The 15025-nt window shown below is 69.6% G+C and carries 15 protein-coding genes and 1 pseudogene; 6 read left to right on the top strand and 10 right to left on the bottom strand.

The annotated features are described in order from the left end of the window. Positions 1 to 12: 12 nt before the first annotated feature. Positions 13 to 1050: a MerR family transcriptional regulator gene (locus ABT154_RS25615; protein WP_351859446.1), complete on the bottom strand. Its 1038-nt coding sequence runs from the start codon at positions 1048 to 1050 to the stop codon at positions 13 to 15. A gap of 179 nt (positions 1051 to 1229) precedes the next feature. Between ABT154_RS25615 and ABT154_RS25610 the strand changes: the two genes are divergently transcribed. Together ABT154_RS25610 and ABT154_RS25605 are read left to right on the top strand one after the other, a co-directional pair. Beyond that, positions 1230 to 2783 (top strand): SDR family oxidoreductase, encoded by a 1554-nt coding sequence (locus ABT154_RS25610; RefSeq protein WP_351859444.1) that lies wholly within the window; start codon positions 1230 to 1232, stop codon positions 2781 to 2783. Between the two features lie 192 nt (positions 2784 to 2975). Beyond that, positions 2976 to 4517, top strand: a complete 1542-nt coding sequence (locus ABT154_RS25605; RefSeq protein ID WP_351859442.1) for an NCS1 family nucleobase:cation symporter-1 — start codon at positions 2976 to 2978, stop codon at positions 4515 to 4517. On the opposite strand, the gene ABT154_RS25600 is transcribed toward ABT154_RS25605, so the two are convergent. The 5 genes and pseudogenes from ABT154_RS25600 to ABT154_RS25580 all read right to left on the bottom strand — a co-directional run bounded on the left by ABT154_RS25600 (position 4471) and on the right by ABT154_RS25580 (position 8215). Beyond that, the gene (locus tag ABT154_RS25600; protein WP_351859440.1) at positions 4471 to 5283 is read right to left on the bottom strand and encodes a serine protease; all 813 of its coding nucleotides are present in this window, start codon (positions 5281 to 5283) and stop codon (positions 4471 to 4473) included. The genes ABT154_RS25605 and ABT154_RS25600 overlap by 47 nt on opposite strands. 225 nt (positions 5284 to 5508) lie before the next feature. After that, positions 5509 to 6030 (bottom strand): annotated as a pseudogene (locus ABT154_RS25595) (lipoate--protein ligase family protein); the annotation flags it as partial. Between the two features lie 72 nt (positions 6031 to 6102). Further along, positions 6103 to 7167 carry a lipoate-protein ligase LplAB gene (gene lplAB, locus ABT154_RS25590; protein ID WP_351859439.1) on the bottom strand — a complete coding sequence of 355 codons (1065 nt, stop codon included), beginning with the start codon at positions 7165 to 7167 and terminating at the stop codon, positions 6103 to 6105. A gap of 293 nt (positions 7168 to 7460) precedes the next feature. Next, positions 7461 to 7886 (bottom strand): hypothetical protein, encoded by a 426-nt coding sequence (locus ABT154_RS25585; RefSeq protein ID WP_351859437.1) that lies wholly within the window; start codon positions 7884 to 7886, stop codon positions 7461 to 7463. Next, positions 7883 to 8215: a hypothetical protein gene (locus ABT154_RS25580; protein WP_351859435.1), complete on the bottom strand. Its 333-nt coding sequence runs from the start codon at positions 8213 to 8215 to the stop codon at positions 7883 to 7885. Before ABT154_RS25580 ends, ABT154_RS25585 begins: the two co-directional genes overlap by 4 nt. 241 nt (positions 8216 to 8456) lie before the next feature. On the opposite strand from ABT154_RS25580, the gene ABT154_RS25575 reads away from it, so the two are divergent. Beyond that, positions 8457 to 8741 (top strand): hypothetical protein, encoded by a 285-nt coding sequence (locus ABT154_RS25575; protein ID WP_351859433.1) that lies wholly within the window; start codon positions 8457 to 8459, stop codon positions 8739 to 8741. 24 nt (positions 8742 to 8765) lie between these two features. Then, positions 8766 to 10232, top strand: coding sequence for a hypothetical protein (locus ABT154_RS25570; RefSeq protein WP_351859431.1), 1467 nt, complete (start codon positions 8766 to 8768; stop codon positions 10230 to 10232). Between the two features lie 17 nt (positions 10233 to 10249). Here the strand turns inward: ABT154_RS25570 and ABT154_RS25565 are convergent, their stop codons facing one another. Next, the gene (locus ABT154_RS25565; RefSeq protein ID WP_351859429.1) at positions 10250 to 10666 is read right to left on the bottom strand and encodes a DUF6093 family protein; all 417 of its coding nucleotides are present in this window, start codon (positions 10664 to 10666) and stop codon (positions 10250 to 10252) included. After that, positions 10656 to 11018, bottom strand: coding sequence for a hypothetical protein (locus ABT154_RS25560; protein WP_351859427.1), 363 nt, complete (start codon positions 11016 to 11018; stop codon positions 10656 to 10658). Before ABT154_RS25560 ends, ABT154_RS25565 begins: the two co-directional genes overlap by 11 nt. Positions 11019 to 11150: 132 nt before the next feature. Here ABT154_RS25560 and ABT154_RS25555 point away from each other — a divergent pair, with 132 nt between their 5' ends. After that, positions 11151 to 11741, top strand: a complete 591-nt coding sequence (locus ABT154_RS25555) for a hypothetical protein (RefSeq protein WP_351859425.1) — start codon at positions 11151 to 11153, stop codon at positions 11739 to 11741. 19 nt (positions 11742 to 11760) lie between these two features. On the opposite strand, the gene ABT154_RS25550 is transcribed toward ABT154_RS25555, so the two are convergent. After that, entirely contained in the window at positions 11761 to 12348 is a 588-nt protein-coding gene (locus ABT154_RS25550; RefSeq protein ID WP_351859424.1) for a DUF3558 domain-containing protein, read from the bottom strand. A 304-nt stretch (positions 12349 to 12652) separates the two neighbouring features. On the opposite strand from ABT154_RS25550, the gene ABT154_RS25545 reads away from it, so the two are divergent. Beyond that, positions 12653 to 13447, top strand: a complete 795-nt coding sequence (locus ABT154_RS25545) for a fumarylacetoacetate hydrolase family protein (RefSeq protein WP_351859422.1) — start codon at positions 12653 to 12655, stop codon at positions 13445 to 13447. A gap of 6 nt (positions 13448 to 13453) precedes the next feature. Here ABT154_RS25545 and ABT154_RS25540 read toward each other — a convergent pair whose 3' ends face one another. Further along, positions 13454 to 14812, bottom strand: coding sequence for an NsdA family TPR-like regulatory protein (locus ABT154_RS25540; RefSeq protein ID WP_351859420.1), 1359 nt, complete (start codon positions 14810 to 14812; stop codon positions 13454 to 13456). Between the last annotated feature and the right edge of the window lie 213 nt (positions 14813 to 15025).

The raw sequence follows: 15025 nt of genomic DNA, 5'->3' as shown, positions 1-15025 counted from the left end.
GTGAGGGCCCTGTCAGGCTTCGGCGCTCCCGGCCTGCGCGCCGTACAGCCGTGAGACCACGCCGATCGCCTCGCGCAGTCCGGTCGGACGCACCATCCCGGGAGCGGGCGTCCGGCCGAGCCAGCCCGGGCCCGCGAGCAGGACGAGGGGCGCGGTGCGCGCTCCCCGCACCCCGAAGGCCGTGGCCGCGACGTGCTGGGCCAGGGAGTGGTTCGCCGTGGACCGCGCCTGCGACCAGAGGGCCACGGCGGCCGGCCCGGACCGCCGCACCGCGGCGTCGAGGGCCTCCGCGGGGACGGCCGCGCCGAACATCCTCGTCGGCAGCCCCTGCTCGGCGAGTCCCGCGGCGAACGCCTCCAGCGGCAGTGTGTGCTGCTCCCCGGGGACGCAGGCCAGCACGACCGGAGCGGCCGACGAGGCGACCGCCGGCCCGGTGACGGCGGCCCGCCGCAGCGCGGTGGAGACATGCCAGGAGAGCAGGTGCTCCACCTCGACGTAGCGGTCGCCGGACGACTCCCACTTCCGGCCCACGGCGTGCAGCGTGGGGGCCATGATCTCCTCCCAGGCGGTGACCAGCCCGTGCTCCGCCAGCACCTCCTGGAGCATCCGCTCCATGGCCGGGCCGTCGAGGCGTACGGCGGCGCGGGCGAGCCCGCGGCACTCCTGCCGTACGTCGCCCAGCGGCAGACCGCTGCCGGGCCCGGCCCGCCCGCTGCTCCCCAGGGGTAGCCCGGCGCCTCCGGTGCTCGCCGGGGGCACGTCCTGCGGGGACGTGGCCGGGACCGCAGCCCCGGGAACGGCCGCTCCGGGAGCGGGCCGTGTCCGCTGGACAGCCCGGGCCGCCTCGGCGGGCGGGACGCCCGACGCCGTGAGGCGGCACATCTCCTCGAGCATCGCGATGTCCTCGGGGCTCCACCGCCTGTGCCGTCCGTCCGCGCGCACGGCCGGGCCGATGCCGTACCGCTGGTCCCAGGACCGGACCGTGGTGGGGGAGACGCCCAGACGCCGTGCCACGGCGCCCGTCGTGATCCCGTGAGCCGCATCGGACATGTCGTTCATCATACGACGCGGAAACGATGCGAAGGGGAGGCCCGTTCCCGTAGGGCGAAGCCGTCCGGCAGGGGACGAGCTCCGGTCGAGCCGCCCGGCCCGCATCCGCGTGCCCCCACGACGACGAAGAAGCGGTGCAGGGCGTGTACGCCGCCGCAATCGGTGAAACGGATCAGCGCATGGACACTTCCATCCCGTCCGAGGGCGCCCGCTGCCTGGTCACCGGCGCGAGCGGCTACATCGGGGGCCGCCTCGTGCCCGAGCTGCTCGACGCCGGCCATCGTGTGCGCTGCCTCGCCCGGCACCCGGACAAGCTCCGTGACTTTCCCTGGGCGGACCGTGCGGAGACCGTACGCGGGGACGTCACCGACGGAGCGAGTCTCCGCGACGCGCTCGCCGGCATCGACGTCGCCTACTACCTCGTGCACTCCATGAGCTCGACCTCGGACTTCGAGCGCACCGACCGGCTCGCCGCCCGTACCTTCGCCGCCGAGGCGCGATCCGCCGGGGTGCGGCGCATCGTCTACCTGGGCGGCCTCGTCCCGCCCGGAGCGGCGGAGGACGAGCTCTCGCCCCACCTGCGCTCCCGTACCGAGGTGGGCCGCATCCTCCTCGATTCGGGCGTCCCCACCACCGTGCTGCGGGCCGCCGTCGTCATCGGCTCCGGATCGGCCTCGTTCGAGATGCTCCGGTACCTCACGGAACGCCTGCCGGTCATGGTCACGCCGAGCTGGGTCGACAGCCGGGTCCAGCCCATCGCCGTCCGCGACGTGCTGCGGTATCTGGTGGGGAGCGCCGGCATGCCTCCGGACGTCAACAGGACCTTCGACATCGGCGGCCCCGACGTGCTCACGTACCGGGAGATGATGACGCGGTACGCGGAGGTCGCCGGTCTCCGCAGACGCCTGATCGTCCCCGTACCGGTCCTCACACCCCGGCTGTCCAGCCAGTGGATCGGTCTCGTCACCCCGGTCCCGGCCTCCCTCGCCCGGCCCCTCACCGAATCGCTCCGGCACGAGGTGGTTTGCACCGAGAACGACATCGCCCGGTACGTCCCGGACGGCCCCGGGGAACCCATCCCCTTCGACGAGTCGCTGCGGCTGGCGCTCCGCCGCGTGCGTGAGGCGCGGGTCACCACCCGCTGGTCCTCCGCCTCACCGCCCGGGGCGCCGAGCGACCCGCTGCCGACCGACCCGGACTGGGCGGGCGGCAGCCTCTACACCGACGAACGGTCGCGCACCGTCGACGCGAGTCCCGAGGCGCTGTGGCGCGTCATCGAGGGGGTGGGCGGGGAGAACGGCTGGTACTCCTTCCCGCTCGCCTGGGCCGTCCGGGGGTGGGCGGACCGGCTCGCCGGGGGAGTGGGGCTGCGCAGGGGGCGCCGTGACGCGGTACGCCTCCGGGTCGGTGACGCGCTCGACTTCTGGCGCGTCGAGGAGATCGAGCGCGGACGCCTGCTGCGCCTCCGGGCCGAGATGCGCCTCCCGGGCCTCGGGTGGCTGGAGATGGCCGTCGACCGGGACGAGCGGGGCCGGACCTTGTACCGGCAGAGGGCGCTCTTCCACCCCAGGGGCCTGGCGGGGCAGGCGTACTGGTGGAGTGTGGCCCCGTTCCACGCCGTGGTCTTCGGCGGTATGGCCAGGAACATCGCCCGGACCGCCGAGACGGAGACGGAGACGGAGAACGAGACGGAGAAGGGGACGGGCGGCGGGACACGCCGTGGACGGAGGTGACAGTCGGCCCGAACCAGCCCTCCCCAGAAGCATTTTGAGTGGACGTCAGCAACAACGGCGATACGGACCCCCATGGTTCCGGATCGCCGTCGCGCGGGTAGGGACACCCCCTGAACCGTGTCCGAAAACCAGCGCTACCCCGGCCGACCGGGCCTCGTTCCGTCCTCCCCGCCGAACGAAGGGTTCCTCCGCATGACGGCAACCGTCCCCCCGGGAAGACCCAGCGCCCCCGCCCCGTCCGACGCACCCGTCGAACTCGCGCCCGGCGCCGCCCCCGCCGACCCCCGCTTCGTCAACGACGACCTGCTCCCCGTCCCCGTCGCCCGACGCCGCTGGACCACCTACAACTTCGCCGCCCTCTGGGTCGGCATGGCGCACAACATCCCCTCCTGGATGCTCGCCTCCGGTCTCGTCGCCCTCGGCATGGACTGGAAGCAGGCGGTCCTCACGATCGCCCTCGCCAATGTCGTCGTCCTGCTGCCGATGCTGCTCACCGGGCACGCCGGACCCAAGTACGGCATCCCGTTCCCCGTCCTGGCCCGCGCCTCCTTCGGGCTGCGCGGGGCGAACCTGCCCGCGCTCGTCCGCGCCGGGGTCGCCTGCGCCTGGTTCGGCATCCAGACCTGGATCGGCGGCCAGGGCGTCTTCGTCCTGCTCGACAAGATCTTCGGCGGCGGCTGGGCGGACGCCTCGCGCATCGCCGGCCAGCCATGGACGCTCTGGCTCTGCTTCGTACTCTTCTGGGCGCTCGAACTGGCCGTCATCTACCGGGGGATGGAGGCCCTGCGCCGCTTCGAGAACTGGGCCGCGCCCTTCGTCGTCCTCGGCGCGATCGCCCTCCTCGTATGGATCACGGTCAAGGCGGGCGGCCTCGGTCCGCTGCTCGACCAGCCGTCGGAACTCGGCTGGGGCGCCGATTTCTGGCCCGTCTTCTTCCCCGCCCTCATGGGCATGATCGCCTTCTGGGCGACCCTCAGCCTCAACATCCCCGACTTCACCCGCTTCGGCGCCGGCCAGCGCTCCCAAGTCCTCGGTCAGACCCTCGGGCTGCCCACCACCATGACCCTGTTCGCGCTGCTCTCGGTGCTCGTCACCTCCGGCTCGCAGGCCGTGTACGGGGCTCCCGTCTGGGATCCGGTGGCGCTCGCGGCCAAGACCGACAACGTCTTCGGGCTGCTCTTCGCCCTGGTGACCGTCCTGGTCGCCACCCTGTCGGTGAACCTCGCGGCGAACGTCGTCTCCCCGGCGTACGACCTCGCCAACCTCGCGCCGAAGCTGGTGAACTTCCGTACCGGCGCGCTGATCACCGGCGTCGTGGGTGTGCTCATCATGCCGTGGAAGCTGACCGCCACCCCCGAGCTGTACATCTTCACCTGGCTCGGCCTCGTCGGCGGACTGCTCGGCACGGTCGCCGGCATCCTCATCGCCGACTACTGGCTCGTCCGCCGGACCGTCCTCGACCTGGACGGCCTCTACCGGGCCGACGGCCCCTACTGGTACCGGGGCGGCTGGAACCCGGTGGCCGTGCTGGCCTTCGTGGTCGGTGGCGTCCTCGCGGTCGGCGGCTCGCACTCGGCGCCCGGCACCGGGCCCTTCCCCGAGGACGGCCTCATCCCCTTCCTCAAGCCCCTCGCCGACTACGGCTGGGCCGTGGGACTCGCCGCCTCCCTGCTCCTCTACACCGCGCTCATGAGGCGCGGGGAAGCCTCCCGGTCGTCCGCTCGATCCAGCTGACGTAGGACCGGACACGGGTGTTCACGGCGGGGGTGGCGGTCGCGCACTCCTTGCCGTAGGACACCAGACCGACGACGTACGGCCGCCCCCCGACGGCCCGGACCAGGGGGCCGCCGGAGTCGTACTGGCAGGTGTCGCGCCCGGGGGAGTACGTGCAGATCTGGGTGGGGGCCACCTGCGCCATGCCCCGGTTCGCGCAGTCCGCGTTGCTCATCGTCCCGAGCGCCACGGTCCGCAGGACGTCGGAGGTACGGCCGCCGAACGAGGTGGTGCCCCAGCCGGGGACCTCGACCTGCGTGTGGTCGAAGGTGCCGGGGGCGTACGCGGCGGGCAGCGCGATCGGGCGCACATCACGGTTGAGCGCGACCGGCGCGGACAGCCGGACGAGGGCGATGTCGTTCCGCTGGGTCTCCGGGTCGTACCCGGGGTGCTCGACGAACCGGTCCGGGGTCACCAGGACCGCGTGCGGGCTGTCGTCACCGGTCGTCAGATCGTGGTCACCGAGGAGTACGCCCACCCGTGCGGTGCTGCCGTACGACCCGGTCAGACAGTGGGCGGCGGTCAGCACCCACCGGTCGCCGATCAGCGAGCCCCCGCACATCACCCGCCGCTCCAGGACGTCCACGAGCCCCGCCATGAACGGGTACTGGTGGGGCCGCGCCTCCTGCCCGCCGACGACCGCCCGCGCGGGCGGCGCGACCCCCAGGGGACACGCCGCCACGACGGCGCCCGCGACCGCCGCCATGAGCTTCCTCGCCCGTCCCACCTGATCTCCGTACCGTCGACACCGTGCTCCGGGGCGGAGGGAGTGAGGAGACGTTTCAGCACGTCTGCCGCACGCCGTTCCGGCCCGCGAGGGCTCAACGACGGGAGAGGGATACGGTCACCCGATCACGGGGCCGGACCGGTGACGGGGCGCCACCCCGCACCGATCACGGGGCCGGACCTGGTGGGCCGGTGGCCCCGGCCCGCGCGCTAAGGCCCCGCCCCGCTACGGCACCCGCGCCGTCCACTCCGGCGTGCCGAACTTCGACTCCGCCAGTTCCTTCGCGCGCGTCAGCTCGTCCTCCGTGACATGGCCCTCCGACAGGCCGTACCGGCCGCGGAAGGAGGAGATCATCCGCTCGATGACCGCCTCGCGCGGCAGGCCCGTCTGGCGGCGCAGCGGGTCCACGCGCTTCTTCGCGCTCTTCGTGCCCTTGTCGGAGAGCTTCTCGCGGCCGATGCGGAGCACCTCCGTCATCTTGTCGGCGTCGATGTCGTACGCCATCGTCACGTGGTGCAGGACCGCGCCCTGCCCCGCCACCATCCGCTTCTGCGCCGCGCCCGCGATCTTGCCCGCGTCCGTGGCGATGTCGTTGAGCGGCTGGTACCAGGCCCGGACGCCCATGTCGCCGAGCGCGCCGAGCACCCAGTCGTCGAGGTAGGCGTAGCTGTCGGTGAAGGACAGGCCCTCCACGAGGGCGTCGGGCACGGACAGCGAGTACGTGATCGTGTTGCCCGGTTCGATGAAGGTCGGACGGCGAAGACACTACAAGCCGCATGGGCGGCCGGCCACCCTCGCTGTACGGCCCTGTCCAGCCGCCTACGGCACCCGCGCGGTCCACTCCTCGGTGGCGAACTTCGTCCGCACCAGTTCCTCCGCCCGGACCAGCTCCTCCTCGGTGACCTCCCCGGTGGTCAGCCCGTAGCGGTCACGGAAGGAGGTGATCATGTTCTCGATCACCTGCTCTCGGGCGAGGCCGGTCTGGCGGCGCAACGGGTCGACGCGCTTCTTGGCGCTCTTGGTGCCCTTGTCGGACATCTTCTCCCTGCCGATGCGCAGGACCTCCAGCATCTTGTCGGCGTCGATGTCGTACGACATGGTCACGTGGTGCAGGACGGCCCCTGGTCCGCCGTCCAGGCCGACCACCCGCTTCTGCGCGGCGCCCGCGATCTTCCCGGCCTCGGTGGCGATGTCGTTGAGCGGTTGGTACCAGGCCTTGATCCCCATGTCGCCGAGGGCGCCCAGGACCCAGTCGTCGAGGTAGGCGTAGCTGTCGGCGAAGGAGAGGCCCGACACCAGGGACTCCGGCACGGACAGGGAGTAGGTGATCGTACTCATGGGTTCTACGAACATGGCCCCACCACCGGAAATGCGACGCACCACGGTCATCTCGTGCTTCGCCGCCCCGCCGGGGTCCACCTCGTTCCGCAGCGACTGGAAGCTGCCGATCACAACGGCGGGCGAGGCCCACTCCCAGACCCGCAAGGTGGGCGCCCGGCGCCCGGCCGCGACCTCGGCGGTGAGCACCTCGTCCAGCGCCATGTGCAGGGCCGGGGCCTGAGGCCCCGCGTGCACCAGCTGCCAGTCGTAGTCGCTCCACTCGGTCGCGTGGGCGAGGGCCCGCCGGACAGCGATGCCGATTCCTTCCGCGGTCAGCCCGAACATCACGGTCGACTCGGGCAGGGCCGCGGTGATCCGGGCCGCCAGCTCCGTGGCGTCCGCGGAGGAAGGGGCACCTTCCAGGGCGCCGTTGATCGCGAGTATCGCCTCGTCGGGCTCCAGGAAGAAGTCCCCTGCTACCCGCACGTTGCGGAGTGCCCCGTCCTCGACGTCCAGATCGGCGACGACGAGCTTGCCGCCGGGCGCCTTGTATTCACCGTGCACCGTTTCGTTCCCTTCCAGCGTGCGGCGGGGCCCCTGGTCCTCACGGCCTCAGGATACGGACAGGCATGTGCATACCGTGCATCGCGCGCTAGGTGTATTGACCCGCAGCGTTGTTGACGCGGGTGATGGGCGGATGGGGATCTTGGTCGCGGCGGCGACGCTCTTCAGCCAGAGGATCTTGGTGATGCCGCGCCGCACGAAGCGCTGCTGAGCCACGGGGGCATTCCCAGAAGGGTGCTGCGCCGGGCTCGTGGGCCGGGCGTCCGCGTGGCTCCGCGGTGAGGTTTCGTGGATCAGGCGGCGGGCGTCACGGTGACCGTGAACCGCTGCACGTAGGTAACGATACTGCCCTGCGAACCGTCAACCGGTTCCCCGTCGGCGTCGTACGTCAACTCCCGGTCGATCACCCGCATTCCGGGGACGGCCAAGCCTCGCAGCCGCTCGGCGACCACCACGCGCACCCGGTCCCCCAGCCACTGCACCTGGTCGGCGCGTTCTCCCACGCTGGTCGCCTGGTACGTCCAGGTCGCGTCGGCCTGCCAGTCGCCGAACGACGGACCGGAGAACTCGCCCGGCAGGCTGCCCAAGATGAGGTACGGGTAGGCAGCGGGCTGCCCGTCCGCCGCCCTCGGCAACACCCCGAGCCCGCACGGTCGGCCGGTCCCGGCCGCGAGAGTGCCGACGAGTGCCCTCGTCAGCGGCAGTCGAGGCGGGCTCACCGGGGCAGCACTCCCGTGCGCAGGGCCTGCACGACCCCGGGCTCGGTCTGCCGGTACGCGGGCTCGATGTGCGGATACGGCGGCTGCCGGTACTGCCGCCCCAGCTGGTCGACGCCGACGAAGTCGTACTTCAGCCGCCGGGACTGCGGCGCCTCCGTGAACACCACGGCGCTCACCTGGCCGCCGGCCGTGGTCACCTTCACGTCCCACGACGCCCGGTACTGCCCGGTGATCACGTTCGGGCCCGGCCGTCCGGAGGCGTTCTTCTGGATCCGGACCCACAACAGCATCGCGTGGTGCCGCGTGATCGCCCGCGTCCGCGCCCGCACCGCTGGCCCCAGCCCCGTCAGCGTCGCCGTCAGCTCGATCGGATCCCGGAAAGCGGCAGCGTCGGGATGCGCGTGGGGACGGAGGGTGGGGTTGGGCGTGTCAGAGCCTATCCACAGAGTCAGCCGTCAACCTGAGGGCGAGCTGTGAAGACGCACCGAATCTCCAGCTTTGCCCGGAGCGCCGGTCGCCGGTTTCCCTGATCCTCCAACCTGCCATCCGTACTCCTCGTATGCTCCACTCATGATCAAGATGATGTACCGCGGAGGGGCGGCCAACCTGCAGCTCTTGGCGGAAGAGATCCAGGAAACCCCAGAATTGCGCCAGCATTGCACGGTCGAAGTGACACATCGAGAGGCACAGAGCGATTCACTGCATCACGGACAGCTGGCGGATATCGCCATCTCGGTAGCAGCAGGAGTTGCCACCAATGCCCTGTACGACGCGATCCGAGCTCTCATTGACCGAGCCCGCGACCGCGGGTCCGTGGAATCGGTCGATTCAACCGGGCACGAGGGCAGCGAGTAGTCGCAGCAGAGAACAGGATTCCCAATGAGCTCTCACATCCTGCGTAGTACAGCTGGCGCTCAACTGAACCTAAGAAGCCAGCTCTTATTCCACGACAATATGCGCGACAATCCAAACGACCTAGTCACATCGCTCATGTCGTGGAACTTGGTGCATGCGCACGAGACGAGCCACTGGGTTCGCTTTCACGGCTCCACCATTGGCGTACTTCTGACCCTCCTTCGCGCCACCCGGGACTCTCTTGCCGACTATTCGATCCGCAGCCTTGACAGTGACGACCGAGCCACTTTCGAGAGGCGCCGCAAGGACGGTATCCCTCTCTTCGCTTGGAACCCGCAGGCAACCGCCTATGCGCTCGGAAGCGAAATGGCCGACAACTGCCTCACATGGCTGTCCCTGCACCGCACCTACTCAGTCCTCCTCGGATTCGAGCCTCTCAACTGGTCGAAAATTAACCAGGAAGCAATGCAGGATTCACTGACGCTGGCGTTGCACACCACTTGGAGGCAATGGGCAGGAAGGGGCATGCTGCCTCTGGAGAGTGAAGACTACGCCCACGTACACAGTTTCAAACCCCTCCTTAACGGCGACGAGCCGATCACAACCCGGCTCCTCTTCGAGTGTGCCGGCCTACTGGACGAGGGCTATCACTTTCGCGGACCTTACCCAGGCATCATGGAGCGAGGGCTCCAAAGGATGTGGGACATCAATCGGCGAGGAGAGTACGGGGAACCTTACCGCCTCGCAGAAGCCATGGCGGGCAGGAGCCTCTCTCACTCTGAAGTTCTGACCCTTATCGACTTCGCCTTGAACCCTCCATTGCCTGGCCTGCACGAGGGCGTACGCACCATTGACTGGCGCGAGCTCTACCCGCCGTATCGCTTTCTCTTCGCCGCAGCAGAAATGGCAGATCGGCACACATATAAGCATTCAGAGGCAGTCGCCACGCGACCTACAATTGACCACGTTAGTGATTTCTTCAGCGCGGTCACTCGAGACACCGACATCCGCATAGGGTCGATCGATTGCCGACTAACGGAGGACTCGCACCTGCGTGACATCGCGGACCCCAGGCGCTCCTTTGCCCGTAGGATGATGGGCATTCCTCTTCTTGCAGCCGAACAGCTTCACAATGAACGGCGCGCCGACGGCAGGTCTATATCTCATTTCGGCTCGTTATTGATCGACATCGATGGATATCGCCTACTGGACCCAGGAGCTCCGGACTATCCGTGGTGGTTCTTCCCGCCCCTGAAAGTCATTAACGACGGAGTGTTCGGCTGGCCTGCCGAGCGTCTCACTCTCGACGAGGCCAGTGAGCTATTCATCGGGTCCGCCGTCTCATCGGCATACGACGACGTCGTGAATGGCGTCGGCCCCCTCGGCCGCGATCATCTACCAGCGGCCCCGTTTCGTGACCCAGATGAAGCTGCGGCACTGAACTCCATGGCCCGATTTCATCTCGGGGTAAATATCGGATGGACATGCTGACCCGAGGCGAAGTCGGCTCAGAACAGGGGCTCCAGAAGAAGTACTCGTGCCACAACAAACTTTCCAACGTCCACGTCCGCGACACGAAACCGCAGCCGCTCCAGCTCAACATCCCGCGCCGAGCGGGCAACACGCAGCCCATCATCTTTCACCACAGGCGGGGCAGCCAGAGGGAGCAGCGCCTGATACGTGGTTGTGGTGGAAAGCGCTGCGACTGCACCGGCAAGCGGCGGTGCCCCGGCAAGCTGCCCGCGGCGCAGGATCGCACCTGGACCAGCCCACACCATCACCTGGCCTTCTTCCCTCTGAACGAGCGCTCCGGATTCCTCGTTGAGAACCGGCGGGGAGGTCCCGCCGCTGTCCCTCCAGAGCTCGAGTTCGTCCTCGAGCATCCCCTCCACCACCCGACGCACCCCTGACAGATCAAGTGCCACGGGCCCACTCCACCAACTGCCGCAGCACCGCGGCCGTCCCCCCGCCCTTCGCGTTCTCCAGGTCCATCCGCGCAAGCGCCGCCCGCTCCACCTCCACCGGGTCCATCGCCTCCAGGAACGCGGCGGCGGCCGGGCCGGGATCCGGCGGCGCGCCGATCTCGACCCGAGCCAGAAGGTCCAGTTCGGCGGGCCACGTGGCCATGGGACTCAGCTGCAGCACGACACGTGGCAGCTCGTGAGGTACGGCGTGGACATCCATTCCGGCTACGTGCTCGCTCACGTCCCGGCCGTCGACCGCCACAGCGTAGGAACGTCCGTCAAAGGTGAGTTGGAAGCGATTCGGCGTCGTCACCGGGGGAGCCTAAGCTCCGGCTCGTCGCAGTCAAGTCGAATGAGCCGCGCAGGATAGCTCTGCGGGCGCTCCGCCGAACCAGCTTCCTCGTAGCCCAGCGCGTTGTGCGGCCGTCGAGCGCATGCTGGCTCTATGAATGACGTCGTTCCGTACGAGGTCGCGATCCGAGGCGCGGCCGAGGTGATGGTGAAGGCGGCGGTTCTCCGCGACTTCCTGCCCTCGCGCCTGGCCGCTGAGCGTGCCCACTCCTCCGGTGGAAGCTCCGTTGAGGAGCTGGAGGCCCTGATCATCGAACTACGCGAAGGGAGCATCGCCGCCCGGATGTGCATGGCCCAAGCGGACCACGGGTTCTTCTCGGGCAGTTGGGGCACCTCGATCGCCAGATCGATCGACCGGGCCAGAGAGCAGATCATTCGCGAACGCGCGCTCAGCCACACGTCACGACCCGCAGCCAATAACCCCGGCGTTCGAGCCGCGCGGAAGGGGGCCGCACGGGATCAGCTCGACGAGCCGCTGCCAGAACTCGCTTTCATGACGATCCGCGAAGTCGCGCGAGCAGTATGGAGCGAAGGGCACGGCCTCGCCAGCCTTGCCGAAGCGGAGCAACTCATTCGCGCCGAGCACGCGGCCCGGATAGCTGAGTACCGTGGCAGACCTCCTCAGGTCTGCGCGGTAACCGGGCGCGAGTGCCATCCTGTAACGCGTCCTACCCAGTGCCGCTGACGCGCACGAGCCCCAGCCGTCACGCGCCCTTGGCGCCGCCCTTTTCCAGATTCGCCAGCACCTGCTCGGCTGCCTTGCGCGCCTGGGCGTTGAGGTCCTGTTCGGACACCACGTGAGCCGGCGAATACCTCTCGACGAAGAGGAACTGACCGGCACCGATGTCCACCGTGAGCGACGCCCGCCAGTCGTCGCCGTACATGACCTGCCGGGCCGCACCACGTCCCGTCACCGTGACCGGCACGGCCTTCGTGGGGCTGGGGTCCGTTCCGTCGGCGGTCTGCAGTAGAGCTTCCTCGTTCTTGAAGAAGGAGACCACGTAGCCGGCCGGGTTGTCTTCATCCGGAGTCATGGAGAAGTAGCAGCTGACCTCGCCCTTTCCGGACATCGGCTTCGCGTCCCACACCCCGATGGCCTTCTGCTGGGCCTCTGTGAGGCTGGCTGCGCAGACGGAGCTCTCGGTCACTCCGCCGGTGTTGATCGGCGCCGCGGCCACGTGCTGCCCGGAGTCCGCCTTCGCGGACGTGGCCGGCTGCTGATCGGCCGCGGCACACGCCGACGCCAGAACGGCCAGCGGCACCAGGGGCCACATACGCAACTGCGGACGCACTGCTTCTCCTTGTGGGATCGAAGGGCCAGGCCGTGGGCGCGGCGGCGTTGATCACCCTAACCAGTCGCCACTCGACGACGGGACCGATCACTCAGTTCCGGACCAGGCGACCGCTCAGGGTGGCCAGTTCCGATCGCCCGGCCCAAACCTGACCGTACGCTCCCGGACCGGCCTCCGACGCCGCAGCGTCTAGTGGATCGACGTCTACGTGTGCGCCATGGCAGGCGGTAAGACCCGGGTGTACTCCACGCGTTCGGATCGGCTCCCAGGCCCAAAGCTCTCGACACGAAGGTACGGTTCAGGCATGAGGCTGACGGGTGAATCGCAGCGGCTGGCCAGGTTCGAGTGGAAGGGCGACGTCCTTCACGGGCGCCTCATCGCCGAGGACGGGGACGACGTCCTGGAGGTGCTGAGCGCCGATCCGGTGAGGGGAACGGCGGAGGCCACTGGCCGCCGTGCTCCGCTCCACGACGTACGGCTGCTCGCCCCAGTCAATCCCGGGAAGATTGTCGCGGTCGGCAGGAACTATACCGACCACATCGCCGAGTTGAGCCTGGACACGCCGGCTGCGCCCCGGCTCTTCTTCAAACCTCCGTCCGCCGTGATCGGCCCCGGGGAGCCGATCCGCTACCCGGCCCAGTCTCACGAAGTGCACTACGAGGCCGAGCTCGCCGTGGTCATCGGACGCACGGCTCGCGACGTGCCGGCCGAGCACGCGCTGGAGTACGTCTTCGGCTACACCTGCGCCAACGACGTGACCGCCCGGGACATCCAGCGGGAGGACGGGCAGCCGTCCTGGGCTAAGGCGTTCGACACGTTCTGCCCGCTCGGTCCGTGGATCACCACAGACCTCGACCCGACGAAGCTCGTCGTGCGCTGCGAGGTGAACGGCGAGGAGCGGCAGTCGGCCGGTACGGACACCATGCTGCATCCGGTCGCCTCCCTGCTGGCGTACATCACGGCGGCGGTCACGCTGGAACCGGGGGACGTGCTCCTGACGGGCACGCCGGCCGGGGTGGGCCCGGTCGTCCCGGGCGACGAGGTCGCGGTGCACGTCTCCGGGATCGGCGCCCTCGTCAATCCCGTGGTCGGCCCCTAGCTCGGCTCAGGCTCGCAGCAGCTCGGCGAACTCCCTGCCGGCGGGAATCTGGGCGTGTCCGGCGGTGCGGCTGAAGTCAGTGGCGTACTTCATGACCATGCCGGTGCGGTGTTCGTCCGGTAGGCACGTCAGGGCCTGCGTGGCGCTGCGGTACGCCTCCTCCGGCTCGCCGCTCTGGGCCAGGCACGTCGCGCGGTCCAATCGGATCAGGGTCGGGTCGAGGTACTCGGTGGGCGGGTACAGGTCGAGAGCCCGGCGCTGGACCTGCCAGGCGTCCTCGGTGCGGCCCAGGTGCGTCCACGCGTTGCCGAGGTGCCAGAGGAACTGCCGCTCGGTGTGGCCGAAGGAAGGGTCGTCGCGGTCCTCGGCGGTCAGTCGGCCGAACGCGTCCTCGGCCTGGCGCAGCAGCGGCAGCGCTTCGTCTCCGCGCCCCATGCGAGCGAGCGCGCGGGCCTCGACGAGCAGGCCGCGGGTGGTGGCGGGCCCCACCGTGTCGCCGAGGATGTGGCGTGCCCGGGCGGCCTGCTCGTGGGCGGACGCGGGGGTCCCGTAGTAGAGGGAGACGATGGCCGAGCGTACGGTGAGCGCTCCTTCGAGCTGGTTGTCACCGGCCTCCGAGGCAGCGAGGCGTCCGGTGTGGAACCATCCGCGTGCCTCGCGGTGGGCGCCGAGGGCAGAGGCGAAGATGCCAGCCAACGCGGCGAGTTGCGCGGCGACCCGACAGAGGCGTCGGCGATAGCGGATGGGCTGCCGCTGCTCCAACAGCCGCTCCACCTCGGTGAAGTCGGCGAGGACGTCGGCGAGGAGCCGATGCGGTGGCACGGTCTGGTAGGCGTGCGCGTACTCGAAGGCCGTGGCCTCCCAGCGCTCCAGGGTCGCCGGCCCTACGGCCGACGATTCCAGCGCCGTGTCCATGCGCTGCCGTGCGGCGGCCATGACCTCCAGGGCCGCCTCCGTGATGCCGAGGGTCGTTCCGACGACCAGCCCACGGATGAGCGTTCGCCGTTTCATCTCGTCCTCCTCCAGGAGCACGTTCGCCCCTGTCTCGGCGGCGCGCTCCGGTTCTTGCTCGGTGCGTGTCGGTGTGGCGTCGCCGGCAGCGACCAGCGGCGAGGAGTCCGTTAAGGCGAGCAGCTTCTCGGCCGTCCAGCCCGGGAACATGCCCTCGAGTGCCTCGCACGCTTCGGCGCGCGGCACGCCCTTGATCTGCCCCGTACGCCACCGGTCGTACTGCTTGCGCTGTGGCGTGACGTCGTCCAGACGCAGGTCGGAGCAGACCTTCCGGAACTCGCGGCTGAACCGCGCGTATCCCCAGCCGCGTTCCCGTAGGAGTCCGCCGAACACCGTCAGCTGTCTGTCGCCCACCGTGCCCCCTTCGCATGGACGCCGTCAGGCCCCTCGCCTGTACGCGGCGATTGTCGATCACCTGCCCACCTTTCGGCCCGGCAGGACGCACTCGAGTCCCAGAAGACCACGGCAGGACCAACCGGGGGCCAGAACGACGAGATCGGGGCCGTAGGAAAGTCCGTCGGCCCCCCGTCATCGTTCGGGGACCGCGACGGCGCGGCCTCCCGGCCA

The organism is Streptomyces sp. NPDC001728, assembly GCF_040297565.1.
Lineage (GTDB): Bacteria > Actinomycetota > Actinomycetes > Streptomycetales > Streptomycetaceae > Streptomyces.
The sequence above is the reverse complement of the archived record's forward strand: the minus strand, read 5'-3'. Positions and strand labels throughout refer to the sequence as shown.